General features: G+C 67.5%; 30 protein-coding genes. 19 read left to right on the plus strand and 11 right to left on the minus strand.

The window, feature by feature from the left end:
- Positions 1-3: 3 nt before the first annotated feature.
- From ACFFGN_RS17585 to ACFFGN_RS17610, 6 genes are all read left to right on the plus strand, one after another.
- Positions 4-1,881 carry a fumarate reductase/succinate dehydrogenase flavoprotein subunit gene (locus ACFFGN_RS17585; RefSeq protein WP_380048801.1) on the plus strand — a complete coding sequence of 626 codons (1,878 nt, stop codon included), beginning with the start codon at positions 4-6 and terminating at the stop codon, positions 1,879-1,881.
- Between the two features lie 73 nt (positions 1,882-1,954).
- Positions 1,955-2,704 carry a succinate dehydrogenase/fumarate reductase iron-sulfur subunit gene (locus tag ACFFGN_RS17590; RefSeq protein ID WP_380048803.1) on the plus strand — a complete coding sequence of 250 codons (750 nt, stop codon included), beginning with the start codon at positions 1,955-1,957 and terminating at the stop codon, positions 2,702-2,704.
- Between the two features lie 82 nt (positions 2,705-2,786).
- Positions 2,787-4,751, plus strand: a complete 1,965-nt coding sequence (locus ACFFGN_RS17595) for an ABC1 kinase family protein (protein ID WP_380048805.1) — start codon at positions 2,787-2,789, stop codon at positions 4,749-4,751.
- A gap of 287 nt (positions 4,752-5,038) precedes the next feature.
- Positions 5,039-5,959, plus strand: coding sequence for a carboxylesterase family protein (locus ACFFGN_RS17600; RefSeq protein WP_380048807.1), 921 nt, complete (start codon positions 5,039-5,041; stop codon positions 5,957-5,959).
- Positions 5,944-6,231 carry a 4a-hydroxytetrahydrobiopterin dehydratase gene (locus ACFFGN_RS17605; protein ID WP_380048809.1) on the plus strand — a complete coding sequence of 96 codons (288 nt, stop codon included), beginning with the start codon at positions 5,944-5,946 and terminating at the stop codon, positions 6,229-6,231. Before ACFFGN_RS17600 ends, ACFFGN_RS17605 begins: the two co-directional genes overlap by 16 nt.
- Before the next feature lie 103 nt (positions 6,232-6,334).
- A complete protein-coding gene (locus ACFFGN_RS17610) occupies positions 6,335-7,144 on the plus strand; it encodes an acyltransferase domain-containing protein (RefSeq protein WP_380048811.1) in 810 nt (269 codons plus the stop codon).
- Between the two features lie 32 nt (positions 7,145-7,176).
- Here ACFFGN_RS17610 and ACFFGN_RS17615 read toward each other — a convergent pair whose 3' ends face one another.
- The 5 genes from ACFFGN_RS17615 to ACFFGN_RS17635 form a co-directional block, all read right to left on the minus strand.
- The gene (locus tag ACFFGN_RS17615) at positions 7,177-8,349 is read right to left on the minus strand and encodes a polysaccharide deacetylase family protein (RefSeq protein ID WP_380048813.1); all 1,173 of its coding nucleotides are present in this window, start codon (positions 8,347-8,349) and stop codon (positions 7,177-7,179) included.
- Between the two features lie 115 nt (positions 8,350-8,464).
- The gene (locus ACFFGN_RS17620; protein ID WP_380048815.1) at positions 8,465-8,629 is read right to left on the minus strand and encodes a hypothetical protein; all 165 of its coding nucleotides are present in this window, start codon (positions 8,627-8,629) and stop codon (positions 8,465-8,467) included.
- Between the two features lie 238 nt (positions 8,630-8,867).
- Positions 8,868-9,587 carry a GntR family transcriptional regulator gene (locus tag ACFFGN_RS17625; RefSeq protein ID WP_380048817.1) on the minus strand — a complete coding sequence of 240 codons (720 nt, stop codon included), beginning with the start codon at positions 9,585-9,587 and terminating at the stop codon, positions 8,868-8,870.
- 105 nt (positions 9,588-9,692) lie between these two features.
- Positions 9,693-9,875, minus strand: coding sequence for a DUF5302 domain-containing protein (locus tag ACFFGN_RS17630; RefSeq protein ID WP_380048819.1), 183 nt, complete (start codon positions 9,873-9,875; stop codon positions 9,693-9,695).
- 63 nt (positions 9,876-9,938) lie between these two features.
- Entirely contained in the window at positions 9,939-10,457 is a 519-nt protein-coding gene (locus tag ACFFGN_RS17635) for a P-loop NTPase family protein (protein ID WP_380048821.1), read from the minus strand.
- Between the two features lie 82 nt (positions 10,458-10,539).
- On the opposite strand from ACFFGN_RS17635, the gene ACFFGN_RS17640 reads away from it, so the two are divergent.
- The 3 genes from ACFFGN_RS17640 (at position 10,540) to ACFFGN_RS17650 (ending at position 12,255) form a co-directional block, all read left to right on the plus strand.
- Positions 10,540-11,184, plus strand: a complete 645-nt coding sequence (locus ACFFGN_RS17640) for a LysE family translocator (protein WP_380048823.1) — start codon at positions 10,540-10,542, stop codon at positions 11,182-11,184.
- A 209-nt stretch (positions 11,185-11,393) separates the two neighbouring features.
- Positions 11,394-11,540 carry an SMI1/KNR4 family protein gene (locus ACFFGN_RS17645; RefSeq protein ID WP_380048825.1) on the plus strand — a complete coding sequence of 49 codons (147 nt, stop codon included), beginning with the start codon at positions 11,394-11,396 and terminating at the stop codon, positions 11,538-11,540.
- 73 nt (positions 11,541-11,613) lie between these two features.
- Positions 11,614-12,255, plus strand: coding sequence for a GNAT family N-acetyltransferase (locus ACFFGN_RS17650; protein WP_380048827.1), 642 nt, complete (start codon positions 11,614-11,616; stop codon positions 12,253-12,255).
- Positions 12,256-12,372: 117 nt separating this feature from the next.
- On the opposite strand, the gene ACFFGN_RS17655 is transcribed toward ACFFGN_RS17650, so the two are convergent.
- The 3 genes from ACFFGN_RS17655 to ACFFGN_RS17665 all read right to left on the minus strand — a co-directional run bounded on the left by ACFFGN_RS17655 (position 12,373) and on the right by ACFFGN_RS17665 (position 14,695).
- On the minus strand, positions 12,373-12,750 hold the full coding sequence (locus ACFFGN_RS17655) for a helix-turn-helix domain-containing protein (protein ID WP_380048829.1): 378 nt from the start codon (positions 12,748-12,750) through the stop codon (positions 12,373-12,375).
- 303 nt (positions 12,751-13,053) lie between these two features.
- Entirely contained in the window at positions 13,054-14,130 is a 1,077-nt protein-coding gene (ychF, locus tag ACFFGN_RS17660; protein ID WP_380048831.1) for a redox-regulated ATPase YchF, read from the minus strand.
- 34 nt (positions 14,131-14,164) lie between these two features.
- On the minus strand, positions 14,165-14,695 hold the full coding sequence (locus tag ACFFGN_RS17665) for a GNAT family N-acetyltransferase (RefSeq protein ID WP_380048833.1): 531 nt from the start codon (positions 14,693-14,695) through the stop codon (positions 14,165-14,167).
- A gap of 70 nt (positions 14,696-14,765) precedes the next feature.
- Between ACFFGN_RS17665 and ACFFGN_RS17670 the strand changes: the two genes are divergently transcribed.
- The 6 genes from ACFFGN_RS17670 (at position 14,766) to ACFFGN_RS17695 (ending at position 19,403) form a co-directional block, all read left to right on the plus strand.
- Positions 14,766-15,656, plus strand: a complete 891-nt coding sequence (locus tag ACFFGN_RS17670; protein WP_380048835.1) for a DUF817 domain-containing protein — start codon at positions 14,766-14,768, stop codon at positions 15,654-15,656.
- A 28-nt stretch (positions 15,657-15,684) separates the two neighbouring features.
- The gene (locus ACFFGN_RS17675; protein WP_380048837.1) at positions 15,685-16,371 is read left to right on the plus strand and encodes a polysaccharide deacetylase family protein; all 687 of its coding nucleotides are present in this window, start codon (positions 15,685-15,687) and stop codon (positions 16,369-16,371) included.
- A 143-nt stretch (positions 16,372-16,514) separates the two neighbouring features.
- Entirely contained in the window at positions 16,515-17,273 is a 759-nt protein-coding gene (locus ACFFGN_RS17680) for a polysaccharide deacetylase family protein (protein WP_380048839.1), read from the plus strand.
- 36 nt (positions 17,274-17,309) lie between these two features.
- On the plus strand, positions 17,310-18,608 hold the full coding sequence (locus tag ACFFGN_RS17685; RefSeq protein WP_380048841.1) for a DNA recombination protein RmuC: 1,299 nt from the start codon (positions 17,310-17,312) through the stop codon (positions 18,606-18,608).
- A gap of 16 nt (positions 18,609-18,624) precedes the next feature.
- Positions 18,625-18,966 (plus strand): ArsR/SmtB family transcription factor, encoded by a 342-nt coding sequence (locus tag ACFFGN_RS17690; protein ID WP_380048843.1) that lies wholly within the window; start codon positions 18,625-18,627, stop codon positions 18,964-18,966.
- Positions 18,963-19,403: an SRPBCC domain-containing protein gene (locus tag ACFFGN_RS17695; RefSeq protein ID WP_380048845.1), complete on the plus strand. Its 441-nt coding sequence runs from the start codon at positions 18,963-18,965 to the stop codon at positions 19,401-19,403. Before ACFFGN_RS17690 ends, ACFFGN_RS17695 begins: the two co-directional genes overlap by 4 nt.
- A gap of 96 nt (positions 19,404-19,499) precedes the next feature.
- Here the strand turns inward: ACFFGN_RS17695 and ACFFGN_RS17700 are convergent, their stop codons facing one another.
- Together ACFFGN_RS17700 and ACFFGN_RS17705 are read right to left on the minus strand one after the other, a co-directional pair.
- Positions 19,500-20,525 (minus strand): 4-hydroxy-3-methylbut-2-enyl diphosphate reductase, encoded by a 1,026-nt coding sequence (locus ACFFGN_RS17700; RefSeq protein ID WP_380048847.1) that lies wholly within the window; start codon positions 20,523-20,525, stop codon positions 19,500-19,502.
- A 192-nt stretch (positions 20,526-20,717) separates the two neighbouring features.
- Complete coding sequence (locus ACFFGN_RS17705) at positions 20,718-21,335, minus strand: dihydrofolate reductase family protein (RefSeq protein ID WP_380048849.1); 618 nt, start codon at positions 21,333-21,335, stop codon at positions 20,718-20,720.
- 42 nt (positions 21,336-21,377) lie between these two features.
- On the opposite strand from ACFFGN_RS17705, the gene ACFFGN_RS17710 reads away from it, so the two are divergent.
- The 3 genes from ACFFGN_RS17710 to ACFFGN_RS17720 are packed head-to-tail and all read left to right on the plus strand — an operon-like array spanning position 21,378 to position 23,509.
- Positions 21,378-21,953, plus strand: coding sequence for a TetR/AcrR family transcriptional regulator (locus ACFFGN_RS17710; RefSeq protein WP_380048851.1), 576 nt, complete (start codon positions 21,378-21,380; stop codon positions 21,951-21,953).
- A 51-nt stretch (positions 21,954-22,004) separates the two neighbouring features.
- Positions 22,005-23,228 carry an exodeoxyribonuclease VII large subunit gene (gene xseA / locus ACFFGN_RS17715; protein ID WP_380048853.1) on the plus strand — a complete coding sequence of 408 codons (1,224 nt, stop codon included), beginning with the start codon at positions 22,005-22,007 and terminating at the stop codon, positions 23,226-23,228.
- On the plus strand, positions 23,225-23,509 hold the full coding sequence (locus ACFFGN_RS17720) for an exodeoxyribonuclease VII small subunit (RefSeq protein WP_380048855.1): 285 nt from the start codon (positions 23,225-23,227) through the stop codon (positions 23,507-23,509). Before xseA ends, ACFFGN_RS17720 begins: the two co-directional genes overlap by 4 nt.
- Here the strand turns inward: ACFFGN_RS17720 and ACFFGN_RS17725 are convergent.
- Positions 23,506-24,132 carry a TetR/AcrR family transcriptional regulator gene (locus tag ACFFGN_RS17725; RefSeq protein ID WP_380048857.1) on the minus strand — a complete coding sequence of 209 codons (627 nt, stop codon included), beginning with the start codon at positions 24,130-24,132 and terminating at the stop codon, positions 23,506-23,508. The genes ACFFGN_RS17720 and ACFFGN_RS17725 overlap by 4 nt on opposite strands.
- A 42-nt stretch (positions 24,133-24,174) precedes the next feature.
- Here ACFFGN_RS17725 and ACFFGN_RS17730 point away from each other — a divergent pair, with 42 nt between their 5' ends.
- Positions 24,175-24,795, plus strand: coding sequence for a flavodoxin family protein (locus tag ACFFGN_RS17730; RefSeq protein ID WP_380048859.1), 621 nt, complete (start codon positions 24,175-24,177; stop codon positions 24,793-24,795).
- Positions 24,796-24,797: the final 2 nt, after the last annotated feature.

A 24,797-nucleotide genomic window follows, 5' to 3' on the forward strand; every position in this document is an offset into this window, starting at 1 on the left:
CACATGACTGAGCTGGAACGACACTCATACGACGTCGTCGTGATCGGAGCCGGCGGCGCCGGACTGCGCGCGGCGATCGAGGCCCGCGAACAGGGCAAGCGCACGGCGATCGTGTGCAAGTCCCTGTTCGGCAAGGCGCACACCGTGATGGCCGAGGGCGGTTGCGCCGCGGCCATGGGCAACGCGAACTCCAACGACAACTGGCAGGTCCACTTCCGCGACACCATGCGCGGCGGCAAGTTCCTGAACAACTGGCGGATGGCCGAACTGCACGCGCAGGAGGCCCCGGACCGGGTCTGGGAGCTGGAGACGTACGGCGCGCTGTTCGACCGCACGCCCGACGGCCGGATCAGCCAGCGCAACTTCGGCGGTCACAGCTACCCGCGGCTCGCGCACGTCGGCGACCGGACCGGCCTGGAGCTGATCCGTACCCTGCAGCAGAAGATCGTTTCGCTGCAGCAGGAGGACTTCAAGGAGACCGGCGACTACGAGGCCAACCTCAAGGTGTACGCCGAGTGCACCGTGACGGAACTGCTCAAGGATGGCGACGCGATCTCCGGTGCCTTCGGGTACTGGCGCGAGTCCGGCCGGTTCATCCTGTTCGACGCGCCCGCGGTCATCCTGGCCACCGGCGGTGTCGGCAAGTCGTTCAAGGTCACCTCGAACTCCTGGGAGTACACCGGTGACGGGCACGCCCTCGCGATGCGGGCCGGCGCGACCCTGATCAACATGGAGTTCATCCAGTTCCACCCGACCGGCATGGTCTGGCCGCCGTCGGTGAAGGGCATTCTCGTCACCGAGTCGGTGCGTGGTGACGGTGGCGTGCTGAAGAACTCCGAGGGCAAGCGGTTCATGTTCGACTACGTGCCGGATGTGTTCCGCGCGCAGTACGCGGACACCGAGGAAGAGGCCGACCGCTGGTACAAGGACGCCGACAACAACCGGCGCCCACCGGAACTGCTGCCGCGTGACGAGGTCGCCCGCGCGATCAACTCCGAGGTCAAGGCCGGCCGCGGTACGCCGCACGGTGGTGTCTTCCTGGACGTCTCCTCCCGGCTGCCCGCCGAGGAGATCCGGCGCCGGCTGCCGTCGATGTACCACCAGTTCAAGGAGCTGGCCGACGTCGACATCACGGCCGAGCCGATGGAGGTCGGTCCGACCTGTCACTACGTGATGGGTGGCGTCGAGGTCGATCCGGACACCGCGCAGTCCGCCGTACCGGGGCTGTTCGCCGCCGGTGAGGTGGCCGGCGGTATGCACGGTTCGAACCGCCTGGGTGGTAACTCGCTGTCCGACCTGCTGGTCTTCGGACGGCGCTCGGGCATGGGCGCCGCGACGTACATCGACAGCCTGGGCGGCAACCGGCCGAAGATCGACGAGGCCGACGTGACCCGGGCCGCCGCGGACGCGGTCGCGCCGTTCGAGCTGGAAGGTGGTGAGAACCCGTACACCATCCACCAGGAGCTGCAGCAGTCGATGAACGACCTGGTCGGCATCATTCGCCGCTCCGACGAGATGGAGCAGGCGCTCAGCCGGCTGGCCGACTTCCGGGCCCGGATCGCGAAGATGACGGTCGAGGGCCACCGCCAGTTCAACCCGGGCTGGCACCTGGCGCTGGACCTGCGCAACATGCTGACCGTGTCCGAGTGTGTGGCGAAGGCCGCGCTGGAGCGGACCGAGTCCCGCGGCGGGCACACCCGCGACGACCACCCGGGCATGGACGCCGAGTGGCGCAAGGTCGTATTGGTCTGCTCGCTGGACTCCGACGGCCGGGTTTCGATCGAGCGCCGGGAGCAGACCCCGATGCGCGACGACCTGCTCGAACTGTTCGAGCTCGACGAGCTGAAGAAGTACCTCACCGAAGAGGAGCTGCCAGCGTGATGATGCGCAGCATCAAAACCAATCAACACAGCGAGTCCAGCTCAGCGGCCGCCGTAGCGAAGCGAGGCGGCCGATGAGTTACCAGGGGAAGTTCCGCGTGTGGCGTGGGGATGACGAGGGTGGCGAGCTGCAGGACTTCACCATCGAGGTGAACGAGGGCGAGGTCGTGCTGGACATCATCCACCGGCTGCAGGCGACGCAGGCCCCGGACCTGGCCGTCCGGTGGAACTGCAAGGCCGGCAAGTGCGGTTCGTGCAGCGCCGAGATCAACGGCAAGCCGAAGCTGCTGTGCATGACCCGGATGAGCACGTTCACCGAGGACGAGGTCATCTCGGTGACGCCGCTGCGCACGTTCCCGGTGATGCGCGACCTGGTCACCGACGTGTCGTACAACTACCAGAAGGCGCGGGAGGTGCCCGCCTTCGCGCCGCCGGCCGACCTGAAGCCGGGCGAGTACCGGATGCAGCAGATCGACGTGGAGCGCTCGCAGGAGTTCCGCAAGTGCATCGAGTGCTTCCTGTGCCAGGACACCTGCCACGTGATCCGGGACCACGAGGAGAACAAGGAGTCCTTCTCCGGTCCACGTTTCCTGATGCGCATCGCCGAGCTGGACATGCACCCGCTCGACGCGGCCGACCGCCAGCACGAGGCGCAGGACAAGCACGGGCTCGGGTTCTGCAACATCACCAAGTGCTGTACCGAGGTGTGCCCTGAGCACATCAAGATCACCGACAACGCGCTGATTCCGATGAAGGAGCGCGTCGCCGACCGCAAGTACGACCCGGTCGTCTGGCTCGGCAACAAGATCCGCCGCCGCGCCTGATCCCTTGCACGGTTGACGACACCGGCCCGATTCACCCCTGCGGGGGACGAATCGGGCCGGTGTCCCGTCTAGGGTCAGGCGCATGTTGGTGGGAATCACCGGGCTGATCAATGTCGCCCTGTTCATGGTCATCTTCGTACCCGTCTCGCAGCGCCTGCTCGGCGTGCGGTTCGGCCTGGTCCGGCTGGCGATCGCGACGGCGATCACGCTGGCCGTCTTCACACCGCTGCTCAAGGCGATCGCGGGCCTGCCGCCGTGGCCGTACAGCGCCGCCGCGGCGATCTGGTTCCTCATTCTCTGTACGTTGCTGGCCGTCCTGGCGGGACTGGTCTTCCTGGTGCTGGCCGAGGCCTTGGTGCCGACCGGATCGTTGCCCCGGGCGCGGGATCTGCGCCGTGACCTCGGCGGCCGGATCGCCCGCACGCGGCGCTATCTGCAGATCCTGCGCATCGTCGTACGACGCGGCCTGGGCCCATATCTGCGCGGGCGGCGCCGGCCCGGGCGGGAGAATGCGGCCAGCCAGGCCGAGTTGGCGCGTTCCCTGCGACTGGCCCTCGACGAAGCGGGTGTGACCTTTGTCAAGTTGGGCCAGGTGCTTTCGACCCGTTCGGACGTCATCCCGGCCTCCGTCGCGCAGGAACTGAGCCGCCTGCAGGACCAGGTCACCCCGGCGCCCTGGGATGAAGTGAGAGCAGTGCTCTCGGACGAGCTCGGTGCTCTCCCGTTCGCCGACATCGCCTCCGAACCACTCGCCGCCGCCTCCGTCGCCCAGGTGTACGTCGCCACCCTGGCCGACGGCGGCGAGGTGGTGGTGAAGGTGCAGCGCCCCGGTATCGCCTCGGTGGTCGAGCGGGACCTGGACATCGTGCGGCGGTTCGCCCGCATGCTCGAACGCAACACCGACTGGGGCCGTTCGATGGGCCTCAGCGCGCTGGCCGAAGGCTTCTCCGACGCCATGCGCGAGGAACTCGACTTCACCGTCGAGGCGAGCAACATGGTCTCGGTGGCGGCCGGCCGGGCCGTCGCGACGGGCGAGGTGGTCGTACCCCGGCTGTACAAGGAGCACTGCACCAGGCGCGTCCTCACGATGGAGAAGCTGGACGGCATTCCGCTCGGCAACGCCGCGACGGCCATCGGAGAACGCGGACTGGATGCCGCCGGGCTGGCTTCGAGCTTGTTCGAGTGCCTACTGGGCCAGATCGCCATCGATGGGGTGTTCCACGCTGATCCGCACCCCGGCAACTTCCTGCTGCTGACCGACGGCCGGATCGGCATGCTCGACCTCGGCTCGGTGGGCCGCCTCGACCCCGCCACCCGGGAGGCGCTGCAGCGATTCCTGCTGGCCGTCGATCACGGTGATCCCGTCGCCGCGACGGACGCGCTGCTGGAGATCGTGTACCGCCCGGACGTGATCGACGAGCAGGCCCTGGAACGCGCGGTCGGCCAGTTCATGGCGCGCCACCTCGGCGCGGGCGCCGCGCTCGGGCCGGCCATGTTCAACGATCTGTTCCGGATCATCACCCAGCACGATCTCGGCGTACCGCCCGAGGTCGCGGCGGTCTTCCGCGCCCTGGCCACGATCGAGGGCACGATCGGGCGGATCTCCCCCGGGTTCGATCTCGTGGGAGCCTCGCGTACGTATGCCTCGGCACATGTGGCGGACCGGCTCGCCCCGGACGCCCTGCGCCGTACGGCGACGGAGGAACTCGCGAGTCTGCTGCCGATGCTGCGCCGCCTCCCCCGCCGCATCGACCGGATCGCGGCGGCGGCCGAAACGGGCCGCCTCAGCGTGAACGTGCGGCTGCTGGCCGACGAACGGGACCGCCGCCACCTGACCACCATGCTGCAGCAGGTCCTGCTGACCATTCTGGGAGCCACTGCCGGACTGATGGCGGTCCTGCTGATCGGTACGGACGGCGGCCCACGCGTCACCGACCAGGTCAGCCTGTTCCAGTTGCTCGGCTACAACCTGCTGATCATCTGTGCCGTACTGGTGCTTCGCGTCCTCGTTCTCATCTTCCGCCCCCACCACCCCACCGGCCCCTAACCACCACGCCCCGCAGACCGCGCACCTTCCGCGAGTGGACGCGTCCGCACACCCCTCGGCGAGTGGCCGCGTCTGCGCACTCCTCGACGAGTGGCCGCGTCTGCGCACTCCTTCGGCGAGTGGTCGCGTCGGTGCGGTGGAGGGCCGCTGCCGGGTTGTGGCGCCGCTACCCGGTTGCAGCCGGGTAGCCGGCACAAGACCCGGCAGCGGGCATGCGGAAACCCGGTAGCCGCGCTGAAACCGGGTAGCCGGCCGGGAAGCCGCTCGACGCCGGACCGGACGCGAAGATGCCGGTGATGGTGTGGATCCACGGCGACGGCTCGATCGGTTCGGGCGCGCAATTCGACCCGGCCCGGCTGGTTGCGAACGGCGATGTCGTGGTGGTGACGATCAACTTCCGGTTGGGCGTGTTCGGCACCTTCGCCCACCCCGACCTCAAGGACTCGGGCACGATCGGTCTGCAGGATCAACGGGCCGCGCTGCAATGGGTCCAGCGCAACGCGGCGGCCTTCGGCGGCGATCCGGGCAATGTGACGCTGTTCGGGGTCTCGTTCGGCGCTACCGCGACCAGCGCGCACCTGATGTCGAAAGACTCGCACGGCCTGTTCCATCGGGCGATCATGCAAAGCGGTTTCACTCTGATGGATATGCCCGCGGGCGTCACCTATCCACAGGCGCCTGCCCTGCCTTGGTACGGCTGGACCACGACCAAAGACGCACAGGCTCAAGGCCTGGCAGTCGCGAAACAGCTTGGCTGCAAGAACCTCGCGTGCCTGCGCAAGGTCCCGGTGAAGAAGCTGCTGGCGATTCCGCAGGTGATGAACATCTTCCAGCCCTATGCCCTAGGCAACGATCAACTGCCGTCCGATCCGGTCAAGGCCCTGGCCGACGGCGACTTCGCGAAGGTGCCGATCCTGACCGGAATCACCCGGGACGAGCACACCACCTTCGTCGCGTCTTCCGTGAGCTTGCGGGGAGTCCGGCAACTGACGAAGGCACAAGTCGACTTGTCGAACCAGATGATCGCCTACTGGACGAACTTCGCGCGCGGCGGCGACCCGAACGGCGAGAGCCTGCCGTCCTGGCGGAAGTTCGCCGAGCCCACCGACGTACAGGCGCTCCGGCCCGCGCCGGGGCAGTCCGGACCGGTGGACTTCGCGGCCGACCTTCTGGCAGGCCCTAAGGTAGGGCCATGCCTGAGCTGCTGACGGACGACCAGATCGATCTTGCCCTGCGCGACCACCTGCCGAACTGGAAGGTGGAGGACAAGTCGCTGGTGCGCAGCGTCGAGAAGGAAACGTTCATGGACGGTATCCGCCTGGTCGCCACCGTGGCCCAGCTCGCCGAGTCGATGGATCACCACCCGGATATCGACATCCGCTGGCGCACGATCACCTTCCGCGTCTCGACCCACTCCGCCGGTGGAATCACCGACGACGACCTGGTGCTGGCCCGCCACATCGACAGCGCCGCCGGCTGACGGCTTGGTGTGGGCTCGCCTCGTCGACTGCGCGGCCAGCTGACGGCTAGGTCAAGGAGTTCCGCGCGCGAGCCAGACATCGTTGTCGGCTAACGTAAGACCGGTGACCGAATACCGCCTGCTGGGCATCTCCGACGCCGACCGCGAGGACATCGAACGACTCTCCCTGGATCCGGCCGCGGTCGAGGCCTGTGCGGCCGACCTGCGGCGGGTGCTCGGCACGTTCCCGGGCCACGGCGACCTGAAGCCGCCGGAGGACCCGCGGGTGTCGATCGCGGCGTTCCTCGCCACGGTGGACGACGTCCGGGCGTATCACCGCAGCCGGGGTGTCAGCGACGAGGTGAGCTGGGCGACGCTGGCGGATCTCGGTCGCCACTTGGCCATTCACCGTCGCACCCATGGCGAGTTCGGCCTGGAGACACACTGGTGGATCGCCAACTCGTGGACGGGAGTGCTCTACCAGCTCGGGCGCTTGCAGTTCCTCCTGCACCAGCCGGACCACGAGGTCCCCGGTGTCGAGCCCGGCGAGTGGATCATCGGCGTGCACATCCCCGAGACCGGGCCGCTCACGCCCGCGCTGATCGACGAAAGCCTGGACCAGGCGCGTGCGTTCTTCGCCGAGCACTTCCCCGAGCAGCCCGTCCGGACGGCGAACCTGGTCTCCTGGCTGCTCGACCCGTACCTGCTGGATCATCTGCCGCCCGCGTCGAACACGGTGAGCTTCGGCCGCCGCTTCACGCCGTACGGCGAGGCAGAGGACAGCCAGGAGTCGGCGGTCTACTTCACCTTCCGGACCCGCGATCTCGGCCGGCTGGACGAACTGCCGCGCGACACCGCCCTGCAGCGGCTCATCCTGGACCGGATCGCCGCCGGTGGTACTTGGCAGACCGCGAAGGGCTACCTCGCGCTCTGATCCCTACGCCGGCTTGACGGGCGTTGTCGGCTTTACCGGCGTGGTCGGTTGACGGGTGTGGTCGGCTTGACGGGCTTCGCCGGCTGGCCTGGGACGCCGTTCTTCTCCAGCCAGTGGATGAGCTCGATGTTGCTCACGCACCGTACGTCGGGTTGCTTGCAAGTCTCTTTGACAAACGTCGTGAGGGCTTCGGCGTACACGCTGTTGTTCCACCGGTTGAAGTGATTGCCGAGGAACAACGGCGGATTGCCCACACCTCGCGACCGGGCCAGCGCGTTCCGGTAGGTGGCCAGCACCTGCCCCTTGAGCCGCGGCGCGTGCGCCAACGGAGCCGGCTTCGCCTTGGTCTGCGCGAACCACAGGTTGTAGTCCATCGTCAGGGTGGTCCGGCCCGTTCCGGCCAGGTCGATGGACTGCAGCGGGAAATCCCACAGGCCCTGCTCGCGCTTCGGCCATGCGATCAGTCCCGCGTCGGAGGCGTCGTACAACATGCCTCGCTTGCGCATCACCTGGCGATAGGCGGCGCGATTTCCTTCCAGGCAAGGGGTTCGCATGCCCTTGACGCTCTTCGGGTCGAACGGTGCGGCCAGCTTCTTACCGGCGGCAAGGCTCGCGCCGTTGTTCACCATCAGGTCGAACGCGCGCAGCTCGTAGTCCCACATCTGCGCGTTCCAGCGCGCGATGCCCGTAGGGCCGCAGAAGTGCCCGTTCGCGTGCGTGCCGATCTCGTGGCCCTCGGCAATCGCCTGGCGCAGCACCGCCGCGCGCGGTACCACCTTGGCCGGATCGCCGAATCCGACGTCGGACGCGCCGGGCTTCTTGTACGGCGGCTTGTAGTCCTTGCGATGCGCCTCGGGATAAACGAACGTGCCCGACAGGAAGAACGTCATCCGTGCGTCAACCTGCTTGGCGACCGTTCGCCAGTGCGTCCACAGCGCGAGATCGCCCGCACCGTCGAACGAGACCACGATGAACAGCGGCGGCTTACCGTTCTTCAGCCGCGCCGGGAAGGTCCTCCTCACCGGAGCGGCCTGGGGTGGTTTCTGCGCGGGGGTCAGGGTCGCGGACGGATCAGCGGTCGGCGACGGCTTGACCGAGGGTGAACCGCCCGCGTTTGGCGGGGCGACGTCACTGCAGCCCGCGACGAGCACGGCCGACATCACCACACCGGTCAATACTGCGCGTTTGCTGATCTGCCTCACCACCTGACTACTGACGCACGGGCGCCGCTCCGGGTTGGGCCGGGACACGCGAGTCCAAGGAACCACTGGTCGATCGTTATCTCGCCGTTACCTTACTGCCTGCGGGATCAGCAAGAGGTCAGCGTTCGGCCGATCGGCCGCGCAAGCGGTCCAGACCGGCGAGCAGGGCGATGGTGACCACCAGCAGAACAAGCGATTCCGCTGCCGCGACAAAGGTCTGGCCTCGGTCCGTCAGCGCGAACACGCTCACCGGCAGCGTGCGCCACGAGGCCGGGTAAACCATGATCGTCGCGCCCAGGCTCCTGAGGGAGCCGTCGGGGCGGAAGCCGACTCCATCGGTTTCGCCCCAGAGTTCCCGCGCTCGGAGGGCCGCGTCGAGTTCCGGGCCGGACGAGCGGCCGCTGACCGAGACTCTTTGTGCCGGGGGCCGGCTTACGGGCGGGGGCCGGCTTACGGGCGGGGGCCGGCTTACGGGCGGGGGCCGGCTTACGGGCGGGGGCCGGCTTACGGGTGGAGGTGGCTTACGGGCGGAGGGTGGCGCGGAAGCCGACGCGGTCACCGCGGAACAGTGAGCGGACCGTTTCGATCGTGCGGCCGTCGGTATCGCGGCTGATCCGGTTGAGCAGCAGCATCGGCAGCGACTGGGTCGCCTTCAGCAACTCCGCTTCGCGCGGGGTGGCGATGACCGTCTCGACGACCTCCTCCCCCTCGCCGAACCGCACGCCCAGGTCGTCCGTCAGGCACCGGTACAACGAACCAGTCGGCCGCAGTACCTCCCGTAGTGTCGGGAAGCGCTCCACGGCCAGGTAGGTGGTCTCCAGCCCGATCGGCTGGCCATCGGCGAGCAGGACCCGCTCCAGCCGGTATACGGCGTCGTCCTCGGCGATACCAAGACTGGCCGCGAGTACGGCGTCCGCGGGGATCTGGTCGAATCCGACCACCTCACGGCCCGGGTCATGCCCTTGCGCTCGCAAGGCCTCGGTATAGCTCACGAGCGCCAGCGGCTGGATCAGCTTCGGCGTCGCCACGAACGTGCCCTGACCCTGCCGAGCCCTTAGTCGGCCGTCGGCGGTCAGTTCGCGAATGGCCTGCCGCATCGTCCAGCGGGACACCCCGAAGTCCTTGGCCAGCGATCGCTCGGGCGGCAGCGCGGCCCCTTCGCCGAGTTGGTCCAGGAGTTCGATCAGCCGGGTCTTGACCACAAAGTGCAGCGGTACGCCTGGTTCAGGCTTCTCGGTCACTTGCAGAGAATATGTGCGCGCGGGTGCGGGTGGTCCAGAAATAAGCGAGCCCCGAGACTGCCTGATCGTCAGGCGGCCCGGGGCTCGTCGTGGTGAGGTGGCGGATCAACTACCGGACTTGCGGCGGAACTGACGCTTCTGCTTGTCGTTGTGCGCCTCGCCGACACCCTCGTGACGTGGCCCGGTACCCGGGCGCGCCTCGTGATGCGCGTTCTTCTTCTCGAGGGCTTCGCGGAACTTCCGCTGCAGATCGTCTTCCGCTGCCGGCTTGCTGGGCTTGTCGCTCATACCGTCTCCTTCACAAACCGCTCGGCGTACAAACTCGGGACTACCTAACCAAGTGTGACCGCTCTAGCGCCAGCCAATATCCCCGGGGTCCCCTTGGAGGTACCGCGCGACCTCCCGGCGGCTCCGCAACCGCACCAGCGGCTGGAAGTCCCCCAGCGCCGCCTCGATCCGCGGAGCCGTATCCCGCCTGAACCGCCACACGTACTTCAGGAACTGCCAGTCGATGGCCTCAGGACATCCAGCGGCCCGATCAGCCCGCTCCTTGCCCCTATTCGTCCACCAACGCCGTACAGCCCGGTATTCGCACGTCACCCGGCCAAGATCCAGCCAGACGACTAGATCGGCTCTAGGCAGCCTGAGATCAAGGCTGCTCGTGTAGTTGCCGTCGAGGACCCACTCGTCCTCCTTGACGAGCTCCGCGACCTGCGCGCGCCACTCGTCCTGATCCGGCTGCACCCAGCCGGGCCGCCAGAAGTGGGCATCGAGGTGCACGACGGGCAGATCCAGCTTGCGCGCGATCTGCGCGCTCAACCAGGTCTTGCCGGCCCCACAGTTTCCGATCACCGCGACCCGCTTAAGCATGCTGTCTCACCCCTAGATAATTACCGATCCCCTGGGGGTTGACGGCTTAGCGTCGACTCCACCACCTCTTGAGGAGTAAGTCGTGCTAGTTAGCTTCAGCGCCCTGGCGGCGATCGCGGTCATCGCCTTCGGCATGGTCATCACGCCCGGGCCCAACATGATCTACCTGGTCAGCCGCTCGGTCTCGCAGGGCCGCCGTGCGGGGCTTATCTCGCTGATGGGCGTGGGCGTCGGCTTCCTGATCTACCTGGCGGCAGCCGCGGCCGGCATCGCCACGGTGTTCGCGCTCGTCCCGCAGATCTACCTCGGGTTGAAGCTCGCCGGGGCGGCGTACCTGCTGTGGCTGGCCTGGACCGCCTTGCGCCCGGGATCGACCCTCTTCACGCCGCTACCCATGACGCCGGACGGGCCTCGCAAGTTGTTCGGCATGGGCGTCCTGACGTGCTTGCTCAACCCGAAGATCGCGATCCTGTACGTCTCACTGCTCCCCCAGTTCGTCGACCCGTCCCGAGGTCACGTAGGCCTCCAGAGCTTCCTGCTCGGCCTGGCCCAGATCGCGGTAGGCCTCACCGTGAACGCCCTCTTCGTCCTCACCGCGGGCTCCCTGGCCACCTTCCTCGCCACCCGCCCCACCTGGTCCCGAATCCACCGCTACCTAACCGCCACCGCCCTAGCCACCTTCGCCCTAAAACTAGCCACCGACCGCACCCGCCCCGCCCTCCCTTAACCACAGTTGTCGCCGTCTCGCCTGGAAATGTTGTTCAGTGGCCCACGACCTGGGCCGCCGACCACGTCGGCCTGACCTCGATCTTCGCGATCGGCCGTAACTCACCCCACAGCCTCTGCGGCGAACTCGGCAGCGCCTTCTGGGTCAGCGAGTGGGACTACCCCGACATCGGCATCTAGTTCGCGGACTGCTCCTCAGCAGGGCACGACATGATCGCGCTCGACTACCGGCACCCGGGCGAACCAACCGTCGTCCACGTCGATCAGGCAGCCGACTACCGAATCACGCCTCTGGCCCCCAACTTCACCACCTTTGTCTCCGCCCTGACCGACGAATCCGCCTTCGAATTCGACTGAAGGCGAAAGCAGCACTTGCCGAATCGCGTCCAAATGATTCGACTTGAGCCCTGTATGCGGTGACACTCGCGGCATGCTCTCCGACATCTGGCCCGTCTATCAGCTGCAGGTCGCCACAAACCGTCTGGTCCTTCGCCTTCCGAACGAGCAGGAACTGGCAGAAGTGGCGGAGGTTGCCGGCGCCGGGGTTCATCATGCGTCGGAGCGGCCATTTCTTACGCCATGGACCGAAGGGTCGGCACAGGATCGGGCTCGGGTTGTGGTGCGCGGGCACTGGGGTCAGCTTGCCGGCTGGACTGCCGAGAGGTGGGGACTCGGCCTGTGTGTGTTCGCGGACGGGCAGCCTATTGGCATGGTCTCGCTGGGCGCCCGCGATTTCCGCGTCGTCCGCGAGGTCACCACCTCGTCTTGGCTCGGTCTGCCTTATCAGGGCAAAGGATTCGGCACCGAGGCACGCATCGGGCTCCTCACCTTGGCGTTCGATTTCCTGGCGGCCGAGGCGGCCCGAACGGAGGTCTTCCAGGACAACCACTCGTCCCAAGGCGTATCCCGAAAGCTCGGCTACGAGCCGGACGGCATCTCGAGGGACGCCCGAGGCGACGAAGTTCTCGTCTCAGACCGCCTTCGACTCACCCGGCAGAAATGGATCCAGTCAGACCACCCCAGGGCCGAGGTCACCGGATACGAACTCTGCCGCCCCTGCTTCGGCCTCTAGCCAGCGCCGAAGCAAGCGAAGTCGCACAGGACGCAAACGACCTGTCCACGCCGAGGCCGAGCCGTCCTCCCTTGGCCACGAGCGCCTACGTGACAATGGCGGCCGCACGGCCAAGCGTCAGCCATGATCGGATCGGGTCGGATCAAGCTCATCGGCAGACCAAGCACGTCGGCGAATCTCCGCACTGCGCTGACGCTCGTCCATCAGCCTTTGCATTGCGCCGGCATCCAGACTGGCGGCAGCAGTGATCGCACTCGCGTCGCCCCCTGGTGCAGGAGCGTCCGAACGAAGGATCAGGGAAATCCCCAAAGCCTCAAGCAGCCGCAGAATCTGCTCGAACTCCGCCCCGCGGTGACCGGCTTCAAGTTTCGCCAGCCACGATCGGGAGACACCCGCTCGGGCGGACAACTCATGCTGGCTCAGGCCCAAGCGGGTGCGTTCGGCCTTGAGGGTGGCCCCCAGCTTGGTCCAATCGGCAATCGCGATGTCGCGCACGGGTCCTCCTTCAGCGCTCTAATGTCCTCGTTCGCAGACATTGTGCCGCTGTCCACGAACGACGACAAACGCTCAATGTCCACGAACGAGGACAGCGGCGAGTGCCACTCAGACTCCTCCGGTCTTGAGCGCTCCTGAACGCCTCGCGATTCGAAGTGGTCCTTTCCTGTCGACCGGACCACCCTCGTCGACACACGATCGGCAAAACCCAGGACTACGCATTTTGCCAACGACGCGCGTCACAGAGCTGCCCAACCCTCCATCACTGTCTGCACACAAAGAGCTAGTGTCGATGGGAATCGGCTAGACGTTGAACCTGAACTCGACTACGTCGCCGTCAGCCATGATGTAGTCCTTGCCCTCGATGCGGACTTTGCCCGCGGCCTTGGCGGCGTTCATGGAGCCGGCTTCGACGAGGTCGTCGTAGGAGACGATTTCGGCCTTGATGAAGCCGCGCTGGAAGTCGGTGTGGATGACGCCGGCGGCTTCGGGGGCGGTGGCGCCCTTCTTGATCGTCCAGGCCCGGGCTTCCTTGGGACCCGCCGTCAGGTAGGTCTGCAGGCCGAGGGTTTCGAAACCGACGCGGGCGAGTACGTCGAGGCCGGGTTCGGTAACGCCCATCTCGGCGAGCATCTCGCGGGCTTCGTCCTCGTCGTCGAGCTCGACCAGTTCCGCCTCGAACTTGGCGTCCAGGAAGATCGCCTCGGCCGGCGCGACCAGTTCGCGCATCTTGGCCTTGAGAGCGTCGTCGGCCAGTTCGTCGGCGTCGCAGTTGAAGACGAAGATGTACGGCTTGGCCGTCATCAGCATCAGCTCGCGGATCGCCTCGCGGTCGACGGAAGTGGCGATGATCGGCGTACCGGCCTCGAGGTGCTTCTGCGCCTCGCGGGTGGCCTCGAGAACGACGGCGTTCTCCTTCTTCAGCCGCGCCTCCTTCTCCAGCCGCGGGATCGCCTTCTCGACGGTCTGCAGGTCGGCCAGGATCAGCTCGGTCTGGATCGTGGCGATGTCGTCGGCCGGGGAGACCTTGCCGTCGACGTGCGTGACGTCGTCGTCGGTGAACACCCGGGTGACCTGGCAGATCGCGTCGGACTCGCGGATGTGGCTGAGGAACTTGTTGCCGAGCCCCTCACCCTCCGAGGCGCCGCGCACGATGCCCGCGATGTCGACGAACTGGACCGTCGCCGGCAGCTGCTTTTGGGAACCGAACAGCTCGGCGAGCTTGCCCAACCGCGCATCGGGCACACCCACCACGCCGACGTTGGGCTCGATCGTCGCGAACGGGTAGTTCGCCGCGAGCACGTTGTTCTTGGTCAGCGCGTTGAAGAGCGTGGACTTGCCCGCGTTGGGGAGCCCGACGATTCCGATGGTGAGTGCCACGGGCGCCAAGCCTACGCGGCCACACCCCCAGACCCTAAATAACGAAGTGCTCGAGTTCCGCGTCGTACCACCGGCTGGTCCGTCCGAGCGGCCTCATGCCGAGCCGCCCGCAGACGGCGATCGAGGCGGCGTTGTCCGGCCGGACCACCGCGTAGATGTCGGTCAGACCCGCCTTGCGCCCGTGCACGATCGCCCCGAACGCCGCCTCGGTGGCCAGGCCCCGGCCCCAGGCGTCCGGGTGGAAGTGCCAGCCGACCTCGATCTCGCCCGTCTCCCCCGGCAACGGCACCAGTAGTACGGTCCCGGCCACGACACCACTCGCCTGCTCCTCGACGGCCCAGACGCCGTACGTCGCATGGCTGTTGCGCTGGTTCCAGCGTTCGATCGTGCGGGAGGCCGCGTCCCGGTCGGCCATCACGCGTGGTTCGGCGCCGAGCCAGCGCGACACCTCCCAGCGCCGGTAGATGTCGAACACCCGGTCACCATCGGATTCCAGCCAGTCACGGATGACCAGCCGTTCCGTTTCGAACATCACCTTCGCCGCCATCAAACGTTCCTCCTGCATGAGGTGTAACCGCCGGGATCCGGCCAGGGCAAGCGATTGGGCCAAGCTGTGACGATTAAGCTGGGCCGGAATGAGGCCGGGTTCGGGGGAAGGCACACGCTGGGGGTTCGCCTGCCGGCAGCTACTGCGTTTCGGCTGGAACGAGGCCGTCGCCTGTCTGTTCCCGGTGATCCTGTTCGCGGCGCTCGCGCTGTCCCAAGTGGTTCCCCTGCCCATCCCGCGGTACGACGCACTCCTGGTCTTCTGCCTCGCTCTGACGCTGGGGTTCTGGGCGATCGGGCTGGAGACGTGGCGCGAGGTGGCCGTCATCTTCGGGTTCCACCTGGTCGGGCTCGGGCTGGAGCTGTTCAAGGTGCACGTGGGTTCGTGGACGTACCCGGGCGACGCGTATACGAAGGTGGCGGGCGTGCCGTTGTTCGCCGGTTTCATGTACGCCGCGGTCGGGAGCTACATCTGCCAGGCGTGGCGGCGGTTCGATCTACGCGTGAGTGGCTACCGGCCGCTCGCGACGACCGTGCTGGCCGTCGCGATCTACGCGAACTTCTTCACCCACCACTGGATCGTGGATCTGCGCGTGCCGATCGCGATCCTGCTGGTCGTCGTACTGCGCAACACCTGGGTCTTCTACACGGTCGGGCCGCAGCGGTACCGGATGCCGCTGGCGCTGTCGTTCCTGCTGATCGGGTTCTTCTTGTGGATAGCGGAGAACGCCGGTACCTTCCTGGACGCCTGGAACTACCCCGATCAGGTCAACGTCTGGCGCGTCGTACATCCGGCCAAGTTCGGCGCGTGGGCCTTGCTGGTGAGCATGAGCTTCGTACTGGTGGCCAGCGTGAAGGCCTTGGAGGGCAGGCTGTACCACCGCGGTTCGGCGGCCTCCGTCGCCACCGCGAACGAGACCGTGATCGATTCGTCATCCTTACCGCTCAACCAAAGCTCCGCGGACGGCGTCCACCACTGAGTACAACAAACTCTTGGGGGAGAGCAGGATGAAGAAGACATTCGCCGGGCTGATCGCTTTGACGGCCACGGCCGCCGTGGCATTCGGGGGGCTTACCGCCGCCGCGGATTCGAGCGCGAAGGCCAAGGCACCGGTCGCACCGCCCGTCGCCGCGGCCGCCGCGCCGGCGGTCTCGGCCGCTCCGAAGGTGGTCTACCTCACCTTCGACGACGGCCCGGACAAGACCTGGACGCCGAAGGTCCTCGGCGTACTCGCCAAGCACAAGGTGAAGGCGACCTTCTTCGTGCTTGGGAGAAACTCGAAGTCGCAGCCCACGTTGCTGCGCAAGGAGCGGGCCGCCGGTCACACCATCGGCAACCACTCCGTGACCCACGCCAACCTGCCGAAACTCTCGCGCACCCGGTTGCGCCAGGAGATCCGTGGCGGCGTGCGCTCGAAGTGCTTCCGCCCGCCGTACGGCGCCACGAACGCGCGGGTCCACGCCGAGATCAAGGCCGCGGGGATGCGGCAGGTGCTCTGGTCGGTCGATCCGCAGGACTGGGCCCGGCCCGGCGCCACCAAGATCGCCCAGCGGGTGCTGAGCAACGTGCGGCCCGGGGCCGTCGTACTGATGCATGACGCCGGTGGCAACCGCGCCCAGACGGTGATTGCCCTGGACAAGGTCATCCGCACCCTGAAGGCCCGTGGTTATGTCTTCCGTTCGTTGAGCTGCTGACACGTTCTCGCTGAGCTGCCGAGGCCGGTTCGAGCCGGCCGAGGCAGATCCGCAACGTGCCCGCAATGCGTTGCTGCCAACCCGTTCCGGGGGCACCGCGTCAACTATCCGAGGACAAACCGCCCGATCCGCAAGGGAGCATCATGCCCCGCAAGCTCATCGCCATTGTCTCGACCGGCGTCGCCGCCGTGCTCGTTGTCGGCTCGATCGCCGCCTTCGCGCTGGTGCACCAGTCGAGCGCGAAATCGCCCCGTACCAGTGCCGCTTCTGGGCCGACCGGTACAGCGCCGCATACCGTTGCACCGAGCAACAAACCGTCCGGCCCGCCCAGTACGCCGATCGGGGCCGCGGGCACCATCGCCGGCGCGGGCAGGGTCGTCTACCTCACCTTCGACGACGGGCCGGATCCGGCCTGGACGCCGCAGATCCTTGCCACGTTGGCGAAATACAACGCGAAGGCGACGTTCTTCCAGCTCGGCAGCATGGTCACGCAGCACCCGGGCCTGCAGGAGCAGATCCGGGCCGCGGGCCATGCCATCGGCAACCATTCGATCAGCCACGCGCAGCTCACCGCGATCTCCGGGCAGAAGCGGCACCACGAGATCTTCGACGGTCCGCAGTCGCGCTGCTTCCGCCCGCCGTACGGCGCGACCAACGCGAAGGTGCGGGCCGACATCAAGGCCGCCGGTATGAAGCAGATCCTGTGGGACATCGACCCGCGCGACTGGGCCAAGCCCGGCAAGTCGGCGATCGTGCAGAACGTGATGAGCAACGTTCATCCTGGCGCGGTCATCCTGATGCACGACGGCGGTGGCGACCGGACCCAGACCGTCGCAGCGCTGGAAACGATCCTGCAGAAGCTCAAGCAACAGGGCTACGGATTCATCGCGATGAACTGCTGACGGAAATTGTCGGTGCCGTCCGTCACTATTCGTAGCATGACCGGTACGACGTTTCTGATGTTGCTCGCGATCCTGCTGATCGGGCTGCTGCTCGGCGCGGCCTTCGGGGTGCTCTGGGCCCGTGGGCGCGATGGCGCCGAGCTGGCCCGGACCACCGCCGAGCGGGATTCCGCCGAGGACCGCCTGCTGGAGATCACCCAGGAGAAGCGCTCGATCAACGAGCAGTTCGGTGGTCAGGCCGTCGTGAAGGAGAGCCTGGACCGGTTGCACGCGCAGCTGCGCCAACTGGAACAGAGCCGGGCGGCTTGGCAGAGCGAGCTCCACCAGCAGGTCAACGAGGTGCGCCTGAGTGGGGAGGCCCTGCGCCGGGAGACCGCGTCGCTGTCACAGGCGCTGCGAAAACCTCAGGTCCGCGGCCGCTGGGGCGAGCTGCATCTGCGCCGTACGGTCGAGTTGGCCGGCATGGTCGCGCATTGCGATTTCACCGAGCAGACCTCCACCGTCACCGACGACGGGCTACTGCGTCCCGACATGGTTGTGCGACTTGCCGAGGGCAAGAGCTTGATCGTCGACTCCAAGGTGCCACTCGCCGCCTTCCTGGAGGCGGCGGAGAGCCAGGATGCGGAGTTCCAGGCCGAGCGCCTGCGCGCGCATGCCCGCCATCTGCGAACGCATGTGGACCAGCTCTCGGCCAAGGCGTACTGGTCGCGACTGCCGTCCACACCGGAGTTCGTCATCCTCTTCGTGCCCGGCGAGTCGTTCCTGTCGGCGGCGCTGGACGTCGAGCCCACACTTTTGGAGTACGCCGCTGAGCGCCGGGTGATCCTCGCGACCCCGACGACCCTGATCGCGACGCTGCGCGCGGCCGCCTACGCGTGGAACCAGTCCGCCCTGACCGAATCGGCCCAGCAGGTCTTCCAACTCGGGCGCGAGCTGTACGAACGGCTGGGGGTGATGGGCGAGCACTTCGACCGGGTGGGCCGTTCGCTGACGTCGGCCGTCGACGCGTACAACCGGTCGGTTGGTTCGCTGGAGAGCCGGGTCTTCGTGACCGCGCGCAAACTGCGGGACCTCCATGTCACGGAGTCCGAGCTGGCCGCGATGGAGGTGATCGAGGCCTCCGTCCGGCCGATCACTGCCGCCGAATTGCTCGCGGCCGAGGGCGACGTCACGACGCGCCGCTGGCTCGATCCCGCTACGCCCGCTGCGGCCGATGCGCCGGCTGCGCCCGAGACCGGGTGGCCAATCGACGACGGCGAGGCGCCAGAGTGGCGGGAGACCGGTGAGCGGCGACCGCCGGAGGCGCTGCCAGGTCTTGACGCGCAGACTGGTTAGTGGCAACTTACGGTTCGTGGCGACTTACGGAGCAGTTCTCGACGCGCTCGGGGATCCGACCCGCCGGGCGATCCTCGAGACGCTGCGCCGCGGGCCCCGCTCGGTCGCCGAACTGACCGAGCATGTCGCGGTAAGCCGCCCGGCGATCTCGCAACACCTGAAGGTGCTGGGTGCGGCCGGACTGGTCGACCACGAGTCGCGAGGCACCCGCAACATCTATCGCGTGGACCAGGACGGTCTGGAGAGCCTGCGGGAGTGGCTCGACCAGTTCTGGACCGACGCCCTGGACGCGTTCGCCGACCACGTCCGCCGTACCGCACCAGGGCCGGGCCCAACTCGTGAGGGAGACCAGCCATGACCGTCAGCCAGCGGCTCGCGCCGATCGTGAAGACCATCGTCGTCTCGGCCTCGCCGGACTGGGCGTTCCGCGCGTTCACCGACGAGATGTCCGTGTGGTGGCCGCTGGACACCCACTCGGTCGGTCTGGACTCCGCCCGGGAGGTCCGGTTCGAAGGGGCCGTCGGCGGCAAGATCGTCGAGTACGGCGATGACGGCCCGATCGCCGTCTGGGGCACGGTCTCGGACTGGGATCCGCCCTCGCTGGTCAGCTTCACCTGGCACCCGGGTACCGATCCGACCCAGGCAACGATGGTGACGGTCCGCTTCTCCAAGGTGGACGACGGCACCGAGGTCGAACTCACGCACACCGGCTGGGACCGCCGCCCCGACGGCTCCCGCGCCCGCAAAGGTTACGACCACGGCTGGGACACCGTCCTCGCCCGCTTCACACCGTAGGTTTTGCGCACTGACCAACCAGCAGGTCCGACGCGCGACGGGCTCGCGCCCAGCGACGGCTTGCGCCTTGTGGGCGGCGAGGTTGTGCGAAGGGCGTTAGGCGCGGTCGGAGACGCCGGTGGTGGCTAGGCCGCGGGCCTTTAGTTCGGAGCGGAGTTCGCGCGGCAGGGAGAAGACGAGGCTTTCCTCGGCGGTGGTGACTTCCTGCACCTCGCCGTAGCCGCGCTCGGCCAGCCAGGCCAGCACGTCGCGGACGAGCACCTCGGGAACGCTCGCGCCACTGGTCAGGCCAACGGACTGGACGCCCTCGAGCCACGCCTCGTCGATCTCGTCGGCGTAGTCCACCAGGTAGCCGGCATTCGCGCCGTGCTCGATCGCGACCTCGACCAGGCGGACCGAGTTCGACGAGTTGCGCGAGCCGACCACGATCATCAGCTCGACCTCGGGCGCAAGCTTCTTGACCGCGACCTGGCGGTTCTGAGTGGCATAGCAGATGTCGTCGCTGGGCGGGTCCTGCAGCGCGGGGAAACGCTCGCGCAGGCGGCGCACCGTCTCCATCGTCTCGTCGACCGAGAGCGTGGTCTGCGACAGCCAGACGACCTTCTCCGGGTCGCGCACGACCACGTTCGGCACGTCGTCGGGACCGTCGACCAGGGTGACGTGCTCCGGGGCCTCGCCGCTGGTACCGATGACCTCTTCGTGGCCGTCGTGACCGATCAGCAGGATGTCGAAGTCGTCGGCGGCGAACCGCTTCGCCTCAATGTGCACCTTGGTGACCAGCGGGCAGGTCGCGTCGATCGTCTTGAGCTGACGCGCGGCCGCTTCCTGATGCACCACCGGGGCGACACCGTGCGCGGAGAAGATCACCGTCTCGCCCTCGGGCACCTCGTCGGTCTCCTCGACGAAAATCGCGCCGCGACGCTCCAGGGTCTGCACCACGTGCTTGTTGTGCACGATCTCCTTGCGCACGTAGACCGGTGGACCGTACAGATCCAGGGCCTTCTCGACCGCCACCACGGCCCGGTCCACACCGGCGCAGTAGCCGCGCGGAGCCGCGAGCAGAACCCGCTTCCCGGTGGGCGCGGTCGTCGTCGAGGCGATGGTCTCAGGCTGGGCAGTCACGGCTCCATCCTACGTGGCACCGAAACCCGGATCCCAACCGTCGCCAATGCCCGGGCAGGCGTGAGCCAGGTCACGCCTGCCCGAGCACTTCCTGGCATGGAACGAGAGATCGCCCGCCCTGTCCGAGCGACCTCTCAGGAGGTGTTCACATCTCCAAGAGTGACAGTCGATTTCCTTGTCCGCAAAGGGTTTTCACGCCTTGCGATAGGTCATCACCGCCACCCCACTGTCGTACACCTGATGGTCGATCAGCCGCAGCCGGCGGACGTCGAACCCGCCGCCATCGAACAACTTGACCCCGGCACCGATCACGACCGGATTCACCTTCACCACCAGTACGTCGATCTCCACCCATAGCGACTCCGCCAGTCCCCCGCCGCCGCACAACCAGATGCCCAGACCGCTTTCCTGCTTGAGCTTTCGCACCCTCTCGACCGGATCGCCCGAGACGAATTCGAACTCTGGGCTTTGCCTGTCCCGCCGGGAGAAAACCAGGGTTCGCAAGCGGGGATAGGGATTCGGCACGCCAAGCCGCACGCCGAGTTCCCAGGTTTTGCGGCCCATCAGGACGGTGTCGAAGACCTTGTTCTCCGCGTCGAGGCCGAGCAGGTCACGCACCGCACCGGGCAACGTCTCGGGATAGGCCGTGAGCAGCGGCTCGGAGTGATCCCCCTGCGTCAGGAAGAACCCGCCCGGGCTCGTATCGGTCGGATCACCACCGCTGGGATCGGCGACGAACCCGTCGAGGGTCGAAGCCGTGAAATAGGTCAATTCGCGCACACCGACCACCTCCTCCTCAAACCACTGCAATCAAAGTACTATGGATAAAGTGATTCTCCAAAGGGAGTTTGAATGCGAAGCAATCCCGCACGACGCAACACGCTGGTGGATGCCGCCATCGAGGTGCTCGCCCGCGACGGGGCCCGGGGCCTGACGTATCGCGCGGTCGACGAGGCGGCCGCGGTGCCGATCGGCACGGCGACGAACTACTTCACCAATCGGGACGACTTGCTGGGCCAGGCCAGCCTGCGCGTGCACGACCGGCTGGGCCCGGATCCAGCTCATCTGGACAAGCCGCCAAGCAAGGAGTCCCTGACCGAGCTGATCCAGTTCCTGCGCAGACGCCTGGCCGAGGACCGCACGGGCTACCTGGCCCTGCTGGAACTGCGCCTGGAGGCGACCCGACGGCCTGAGCTGCAGAAATCGTTGACGCGTCGCGTGCGGGCCAACCTGTTGGACAACCTCGACCTCCATGAGGCAACCGGCCTTCCCGGCGACCGCACCACGGCGCTCATGCTCTACCTGGCCATCGGCGGCCTGATGGTCGAGCACCTCACACTGCCCGGCGTGCTCTGCCCTGATGGCGAGGGCATCGACGAGCTCATCGCGACCATCGTGGAGCGCGTGCTCGGCCGACCCGGCGGCTAATGCCCGGTGGCGTGGCGCGGGATTGTCGGTGCGGCGCCGTAGAGTCTCGGCGTGGCACTGGAGACCTCACCCGACGCACCGGCAGCCGTTCGCACGATCGCGAACGGCATTGCCAGCTGGATCAACCAGCTCGGCGCCGTCTGGGTCGAAGGCCAGCTCACCGACGTATCGATCGGCCGCGGTACCAGCACGGTCTTCGGCACCTTGCGGGACACCGACGCCGACATCTCGCTGCGCTTCACCTGCAACCGGCGCATCTTCGAGGCCGTCGATCCGCCGGTGACGGACGGCTCGCGCGTGCTGGTCAACGCCAAGCCCAACTTCTTCGCCCGGCGTGGAACCCTCGCGCTCGCGGTGAGCGAGATCCGGCACGTCGGCATCGGCGAACTGCTGGCCCGGATCGAGCGGCTCAAACAGCTGCTCGCGGCCGAGGGCTTGTTCGCCGCGCACCGCAAACGCCCATTGCCGTTCCTGCCGCACACGATCGGCCTGGTCTGCGGGCGGGATTCCGCCGCCGAGCGCGATGTCCTGGAGAACGCGAAGCGCCGTTGGCCGGCCGTCGCCTTCCGCGTGGAGTATGCGTCGGTCCAGGGGCCAGCCGCGGCCGGCGAGGTCATGCTCGCGCTGCGCCGACTGGAAGCCGACGAATCGGTCGAGGTGATCGTGATCGCCCGCGGCGGTGGTTCGCTGGAAGACCTGCTGCCGTTCTCGGACGAGGGTCTGATCCGCGCCGTCTCGGCCTGCCGCAAACCGGTGGTGAGCGCGATCGGGCACGAGCCGGATTCGCCCTTGCTCGACCTGGTCGCGGACCTGCGCGCCTCCACCCCGACGGACGCAGCCAAGCGGATCGTGCCGGACGTGCGCGAGGAGCTGGACGGCGTTCGCCAACTGCGCGACCGCGGCAACCGGGCGATTCGCGCCTGGCTGGAGCGCGAGGCCCACGGGTTGGCCGCGATCCGCAGCAGGCCTTCGCTCGCGGCGCCGACGGCAGACCTGCAACGCCGCGCCGACGAGGTCACCGCGCTGCTCGACCGCAGCCGCCGTACGTTGACGCATCGGCTGGATCGCGCCGGGGACGACCTGTCCCACCGGCTGGCCAGCGTGCGGGCCCTCTCCCCCAAAGCCACGCTGGACCGTGGGTACTCGGTGCTCCAGCGCGCGGACGGCAGCGCGGTTCGGGAGGTGGCCCAGGTGACCAAGGGTGAAGTACTGCAAGCGCGAGTCAGCGACGGGCGGTTCGACGTCGAGGTGAGTTCGATCGAGGAGAGCAAGTGAGCAAGCAGGCAGGCGCCACCAGCGAAACGAGCGACGCGGCTCAGGCGACCGCGCCGGCCAAGGCCCGCCCCGAGCTCTCGTACGAGCAGGCCCGTGAGGAACTCGTCGAGGTCGTTCGCAAGCTCGAAGCGGGCGGCACCACACTCGAGGAATCCCTGGCCCTCTGGGAGCGCGGCGAGGAACTGGCGGCCACTTGCCAGCAATGGCTCGACGGCGCCCGCAAACGCCTGGCCGAGGTCCAGGCCGCCCACACCCCGGCCACCCAGCAACCGGCCGGCTAACCGAGTAGAGCCTTCACCAGCGTTCGGATCCCGGCCTTGAGCCGATCCAGGTCATAACCGTCCTCCCGCAGGGCCTGATGAAGGTCCGCGGCCAGGGGCGCGAGCAGCGCATGCGCGAGATAGCCCGCGTCCAGCGCCGGACGGGCCTCCTCGATGAGTACCACCAGATGGCGATGCCATAGGTGGTACGACCCGATGCGGTACCGCGCGCCCTCCGAGGCGTTCTCGCTGTCCGCGAACAGCTCCGCGTGACGATCCAGCAGGTCGAGATACGCCTCGAGAAACGCGACCGCCCGGTCCGAGGGCGGAGCGCCCGGGCCTAACGGCGGAGGCCCCGTCAGCATCTTCGCCTGCAACTCCTGCTCACGCTCGTCCAGCAGCGCGACCGCCAGGCCGGCCCGATCGCCGAACCGGCGGAACACCGTGCCCTTGCCCACCTTGGCCTCGGCCGCGATGGCGTCCAGCGAGACGTTTTTGACGCCGTACTCCGTGAAGAGGCGGTCGGCCGCCGCAAGCACTTTGAGCCGGTTCCGGCGCGCGTCGGCTCGTTCGGGACGTGACTCGTCCAGCAGCGGCAGATCCCGGCGTTGAGAAACGGACTGCGGTCCGGTACGGTCGTTCACAAGACGGACTGTAGTCCGTTAAGACCTCAGGAGGAATCCGACATGAGCAACAATTCCGCCCGGATCGCGGTCGCGTACCACTCGGGCTACGGCCACACGGCCAAGCAGGCGGAGGCGGTCGCCCGCGGCGCCGTCGGCGTATCCGGTGCCGAGGCGAAACTGGTCCCGCTGGACGAGCTGACCGACGCCGTCTGGGCAGAGCTCGACGCGGCCGATGCGATCATCTTCGGCGCGCCGACGTACATGGGCAGTCCGAGCGCGGTCTTCAAGACGTTCGCCGAGGCCAGCGCCGCGGTGTGGGCGGACGATCTTCGCTGGCGCGACAAGATCGCCGCGGGTTTCACCAACTCGAAGGCGATGTCCGGCGACAAGCTGAACAGCCTGATCGACTTCAGCGTGCTGGCCGCTCAGCACGGCATGATCTGGGTCGGCCTGGACATCTATCCCGGCTGGTCCGCGTCCACCGCAAGCATCGAGGACCTGAACCGCCTCGGCAGCTGGCTCGGCGCGATGGCCCAGTCCGACTCCGACCTGTCCGCGGAGCAGGCCCCACCCGCTACCGATCTCCGGACCGCGGAGGCGCTCGGGGCGCGGGTCGCGAAGATCACCCTGAGGCACGTTCGTGGCGCCGCGGAGATCGCCAGCGAAAGCGACGCGGCCTGACC

It is taken from the genome of Kribbella deserti (assembly GCF_042434725.1).
GTDB lineage: Bacteria > Actinomycetota > Actinomycetes > Propionibacteriales > Kribbellaceae > Kribbella > Kribbella deserti.

What these genes read in the sequence shown, in the direction of transcription:
- ACFFGN_RS17630 (WP_380048819.1), bottom strand. Translation starts at nt 9,875, where the DNA reads ATGAGCGACAAGCCCAGCAAGCCGGCAGCGGAAGACGATCTGCAGCGG.
- ACFFGN_RS17730 (WP_380048859.1), top strand. Translation starts at nt 24,175, where the DNA reads ATGAGCAACAATTCCGCCCGGATCGCGGTCGCGTACCACTCGGGCTAC.
- ACFFGN_RS17600 (WP_380048807.1), top strand. Translation starts at nt 5,039, where the DNA reads ATGCCGGTGATGGTGTGGATCCACGGCGACGGCTCGATCGGTTCGGGC.
- ACFFGN_RS17665 (WP_380048833.1), bottom strand. Translation starts at nt 14,695, where the DNA reads ATGCAGGAGGAACGTTTGATGGCGGCGAAGGTGATGTTCGAAACGGAA.
- ACFFGN_RS17590 (WP_380048803.1), top strand. Translation starts at nt 1,955, where the DNA reads ATGAGTTACCAGGGGAAGTTCCGCGTGTGGCGTGGGGATGACGAGGGT.
- ACFFGN_RS17595 (WP_380048805.1), top strand. Translation starts at nt 2,787, where the DNA reads ATGTTGGTGGGAATCACCGGGCTGATCAATGTCGCCCTGTTCATGGTC.
- ACFFGN_RS17685 (WP_380048841.1), top strand. Translation starts at nt 17,310, where the DNA reads ATGACCGGTACGACGTTTCTGATGTTGCTCGCGATCCTGCTGATCGGG.
- ACFFGN_RS17635 (WP_380048821.1), bottom strand. Translation starts at nt 10,457, where the DNA reads ATGCTTAAGCGGGTCGCGGTGATCGGAAACTGTGGGGCCGGCAAGACC.
- ACFFGN_RS17585 (WP_380048801.1), top strand. Translation starts at nt 4, where the DNA reads ATGACTGAGCTGGAACGACACTCATACGACGTCGTCGTGATCGGAGCC.
- ACFFGN_RS17675 (WP_380048837.1), top strand. Translation starts at nt 15,685, where the DNA reads ATGAAGAAGACATTCGCCGGGCTGATCGCTTTGACGGCCACGGCCGCC.
- ACFFGN_RS17710 (WP_380048851.1), top strand. Translation starts at nt 21,378, where the DNA reads ATGCGAAGCAATCCCGCACGACGCAACACGCTGGTGGATGCCGCCATC.
- ACFFGN_RS17605 (WP_380048809.1), top strand. Translation starts at nt 5,944, where the DNA reads ATGCCTGAGCTGCTGACGGACGACCAGATCGATCTTGCCCTGCGCGAC.
- ACFFGN_RS17645 (WP_380048825.1), top strand. Translation starts at nt 11,394, where the DNA reads ATGATCGCGCTCGACTACCGGCACCCGGGCGAACCAACCGTCGTCCAC.
- ACFFGN_RS17695 (WP_380048845.1), top strand. Translation starts at nt 18,963, where the DNA reads ATGACCGTCAGCCAGCGGCTCGCGCCGATCGTGAAGACCATCGTCGTC.
- ACFFGN_RS17680 (WP_380048839.1), top strand. Translation starts at nt 16,515, where the DNA reads ATGCCCCGCAAGCTCATCGCCATTGTCTCGACCGGCGTCGCCGCCGTG.
- ACFFGN_RS17670 (WP_380048835.1), top strand. Translation starts at nt 14,766, where the DNA reads ATGAGGCCGGGTTCGGGGGAAGGCACACGCTGGGGGTTCGCCTGCCGG.
- ACFFGN_RS17620 (WP_380048815.1), bottom strand. Translation starts at nt 8,629, where the DNA reads ATGGTTTACCCGGCCTCGTGGCGCACGCTGCCGGTGAGCGTGTTCGCG.
- ACFFGN_RS17650 (WP_380048827.1), top strand. Translation starts at nt 11,614, where the DNA reads ATGCTCTCCGACATCTGGCCCGTCTATCAGCTGCAGGTCGCCACAAAC.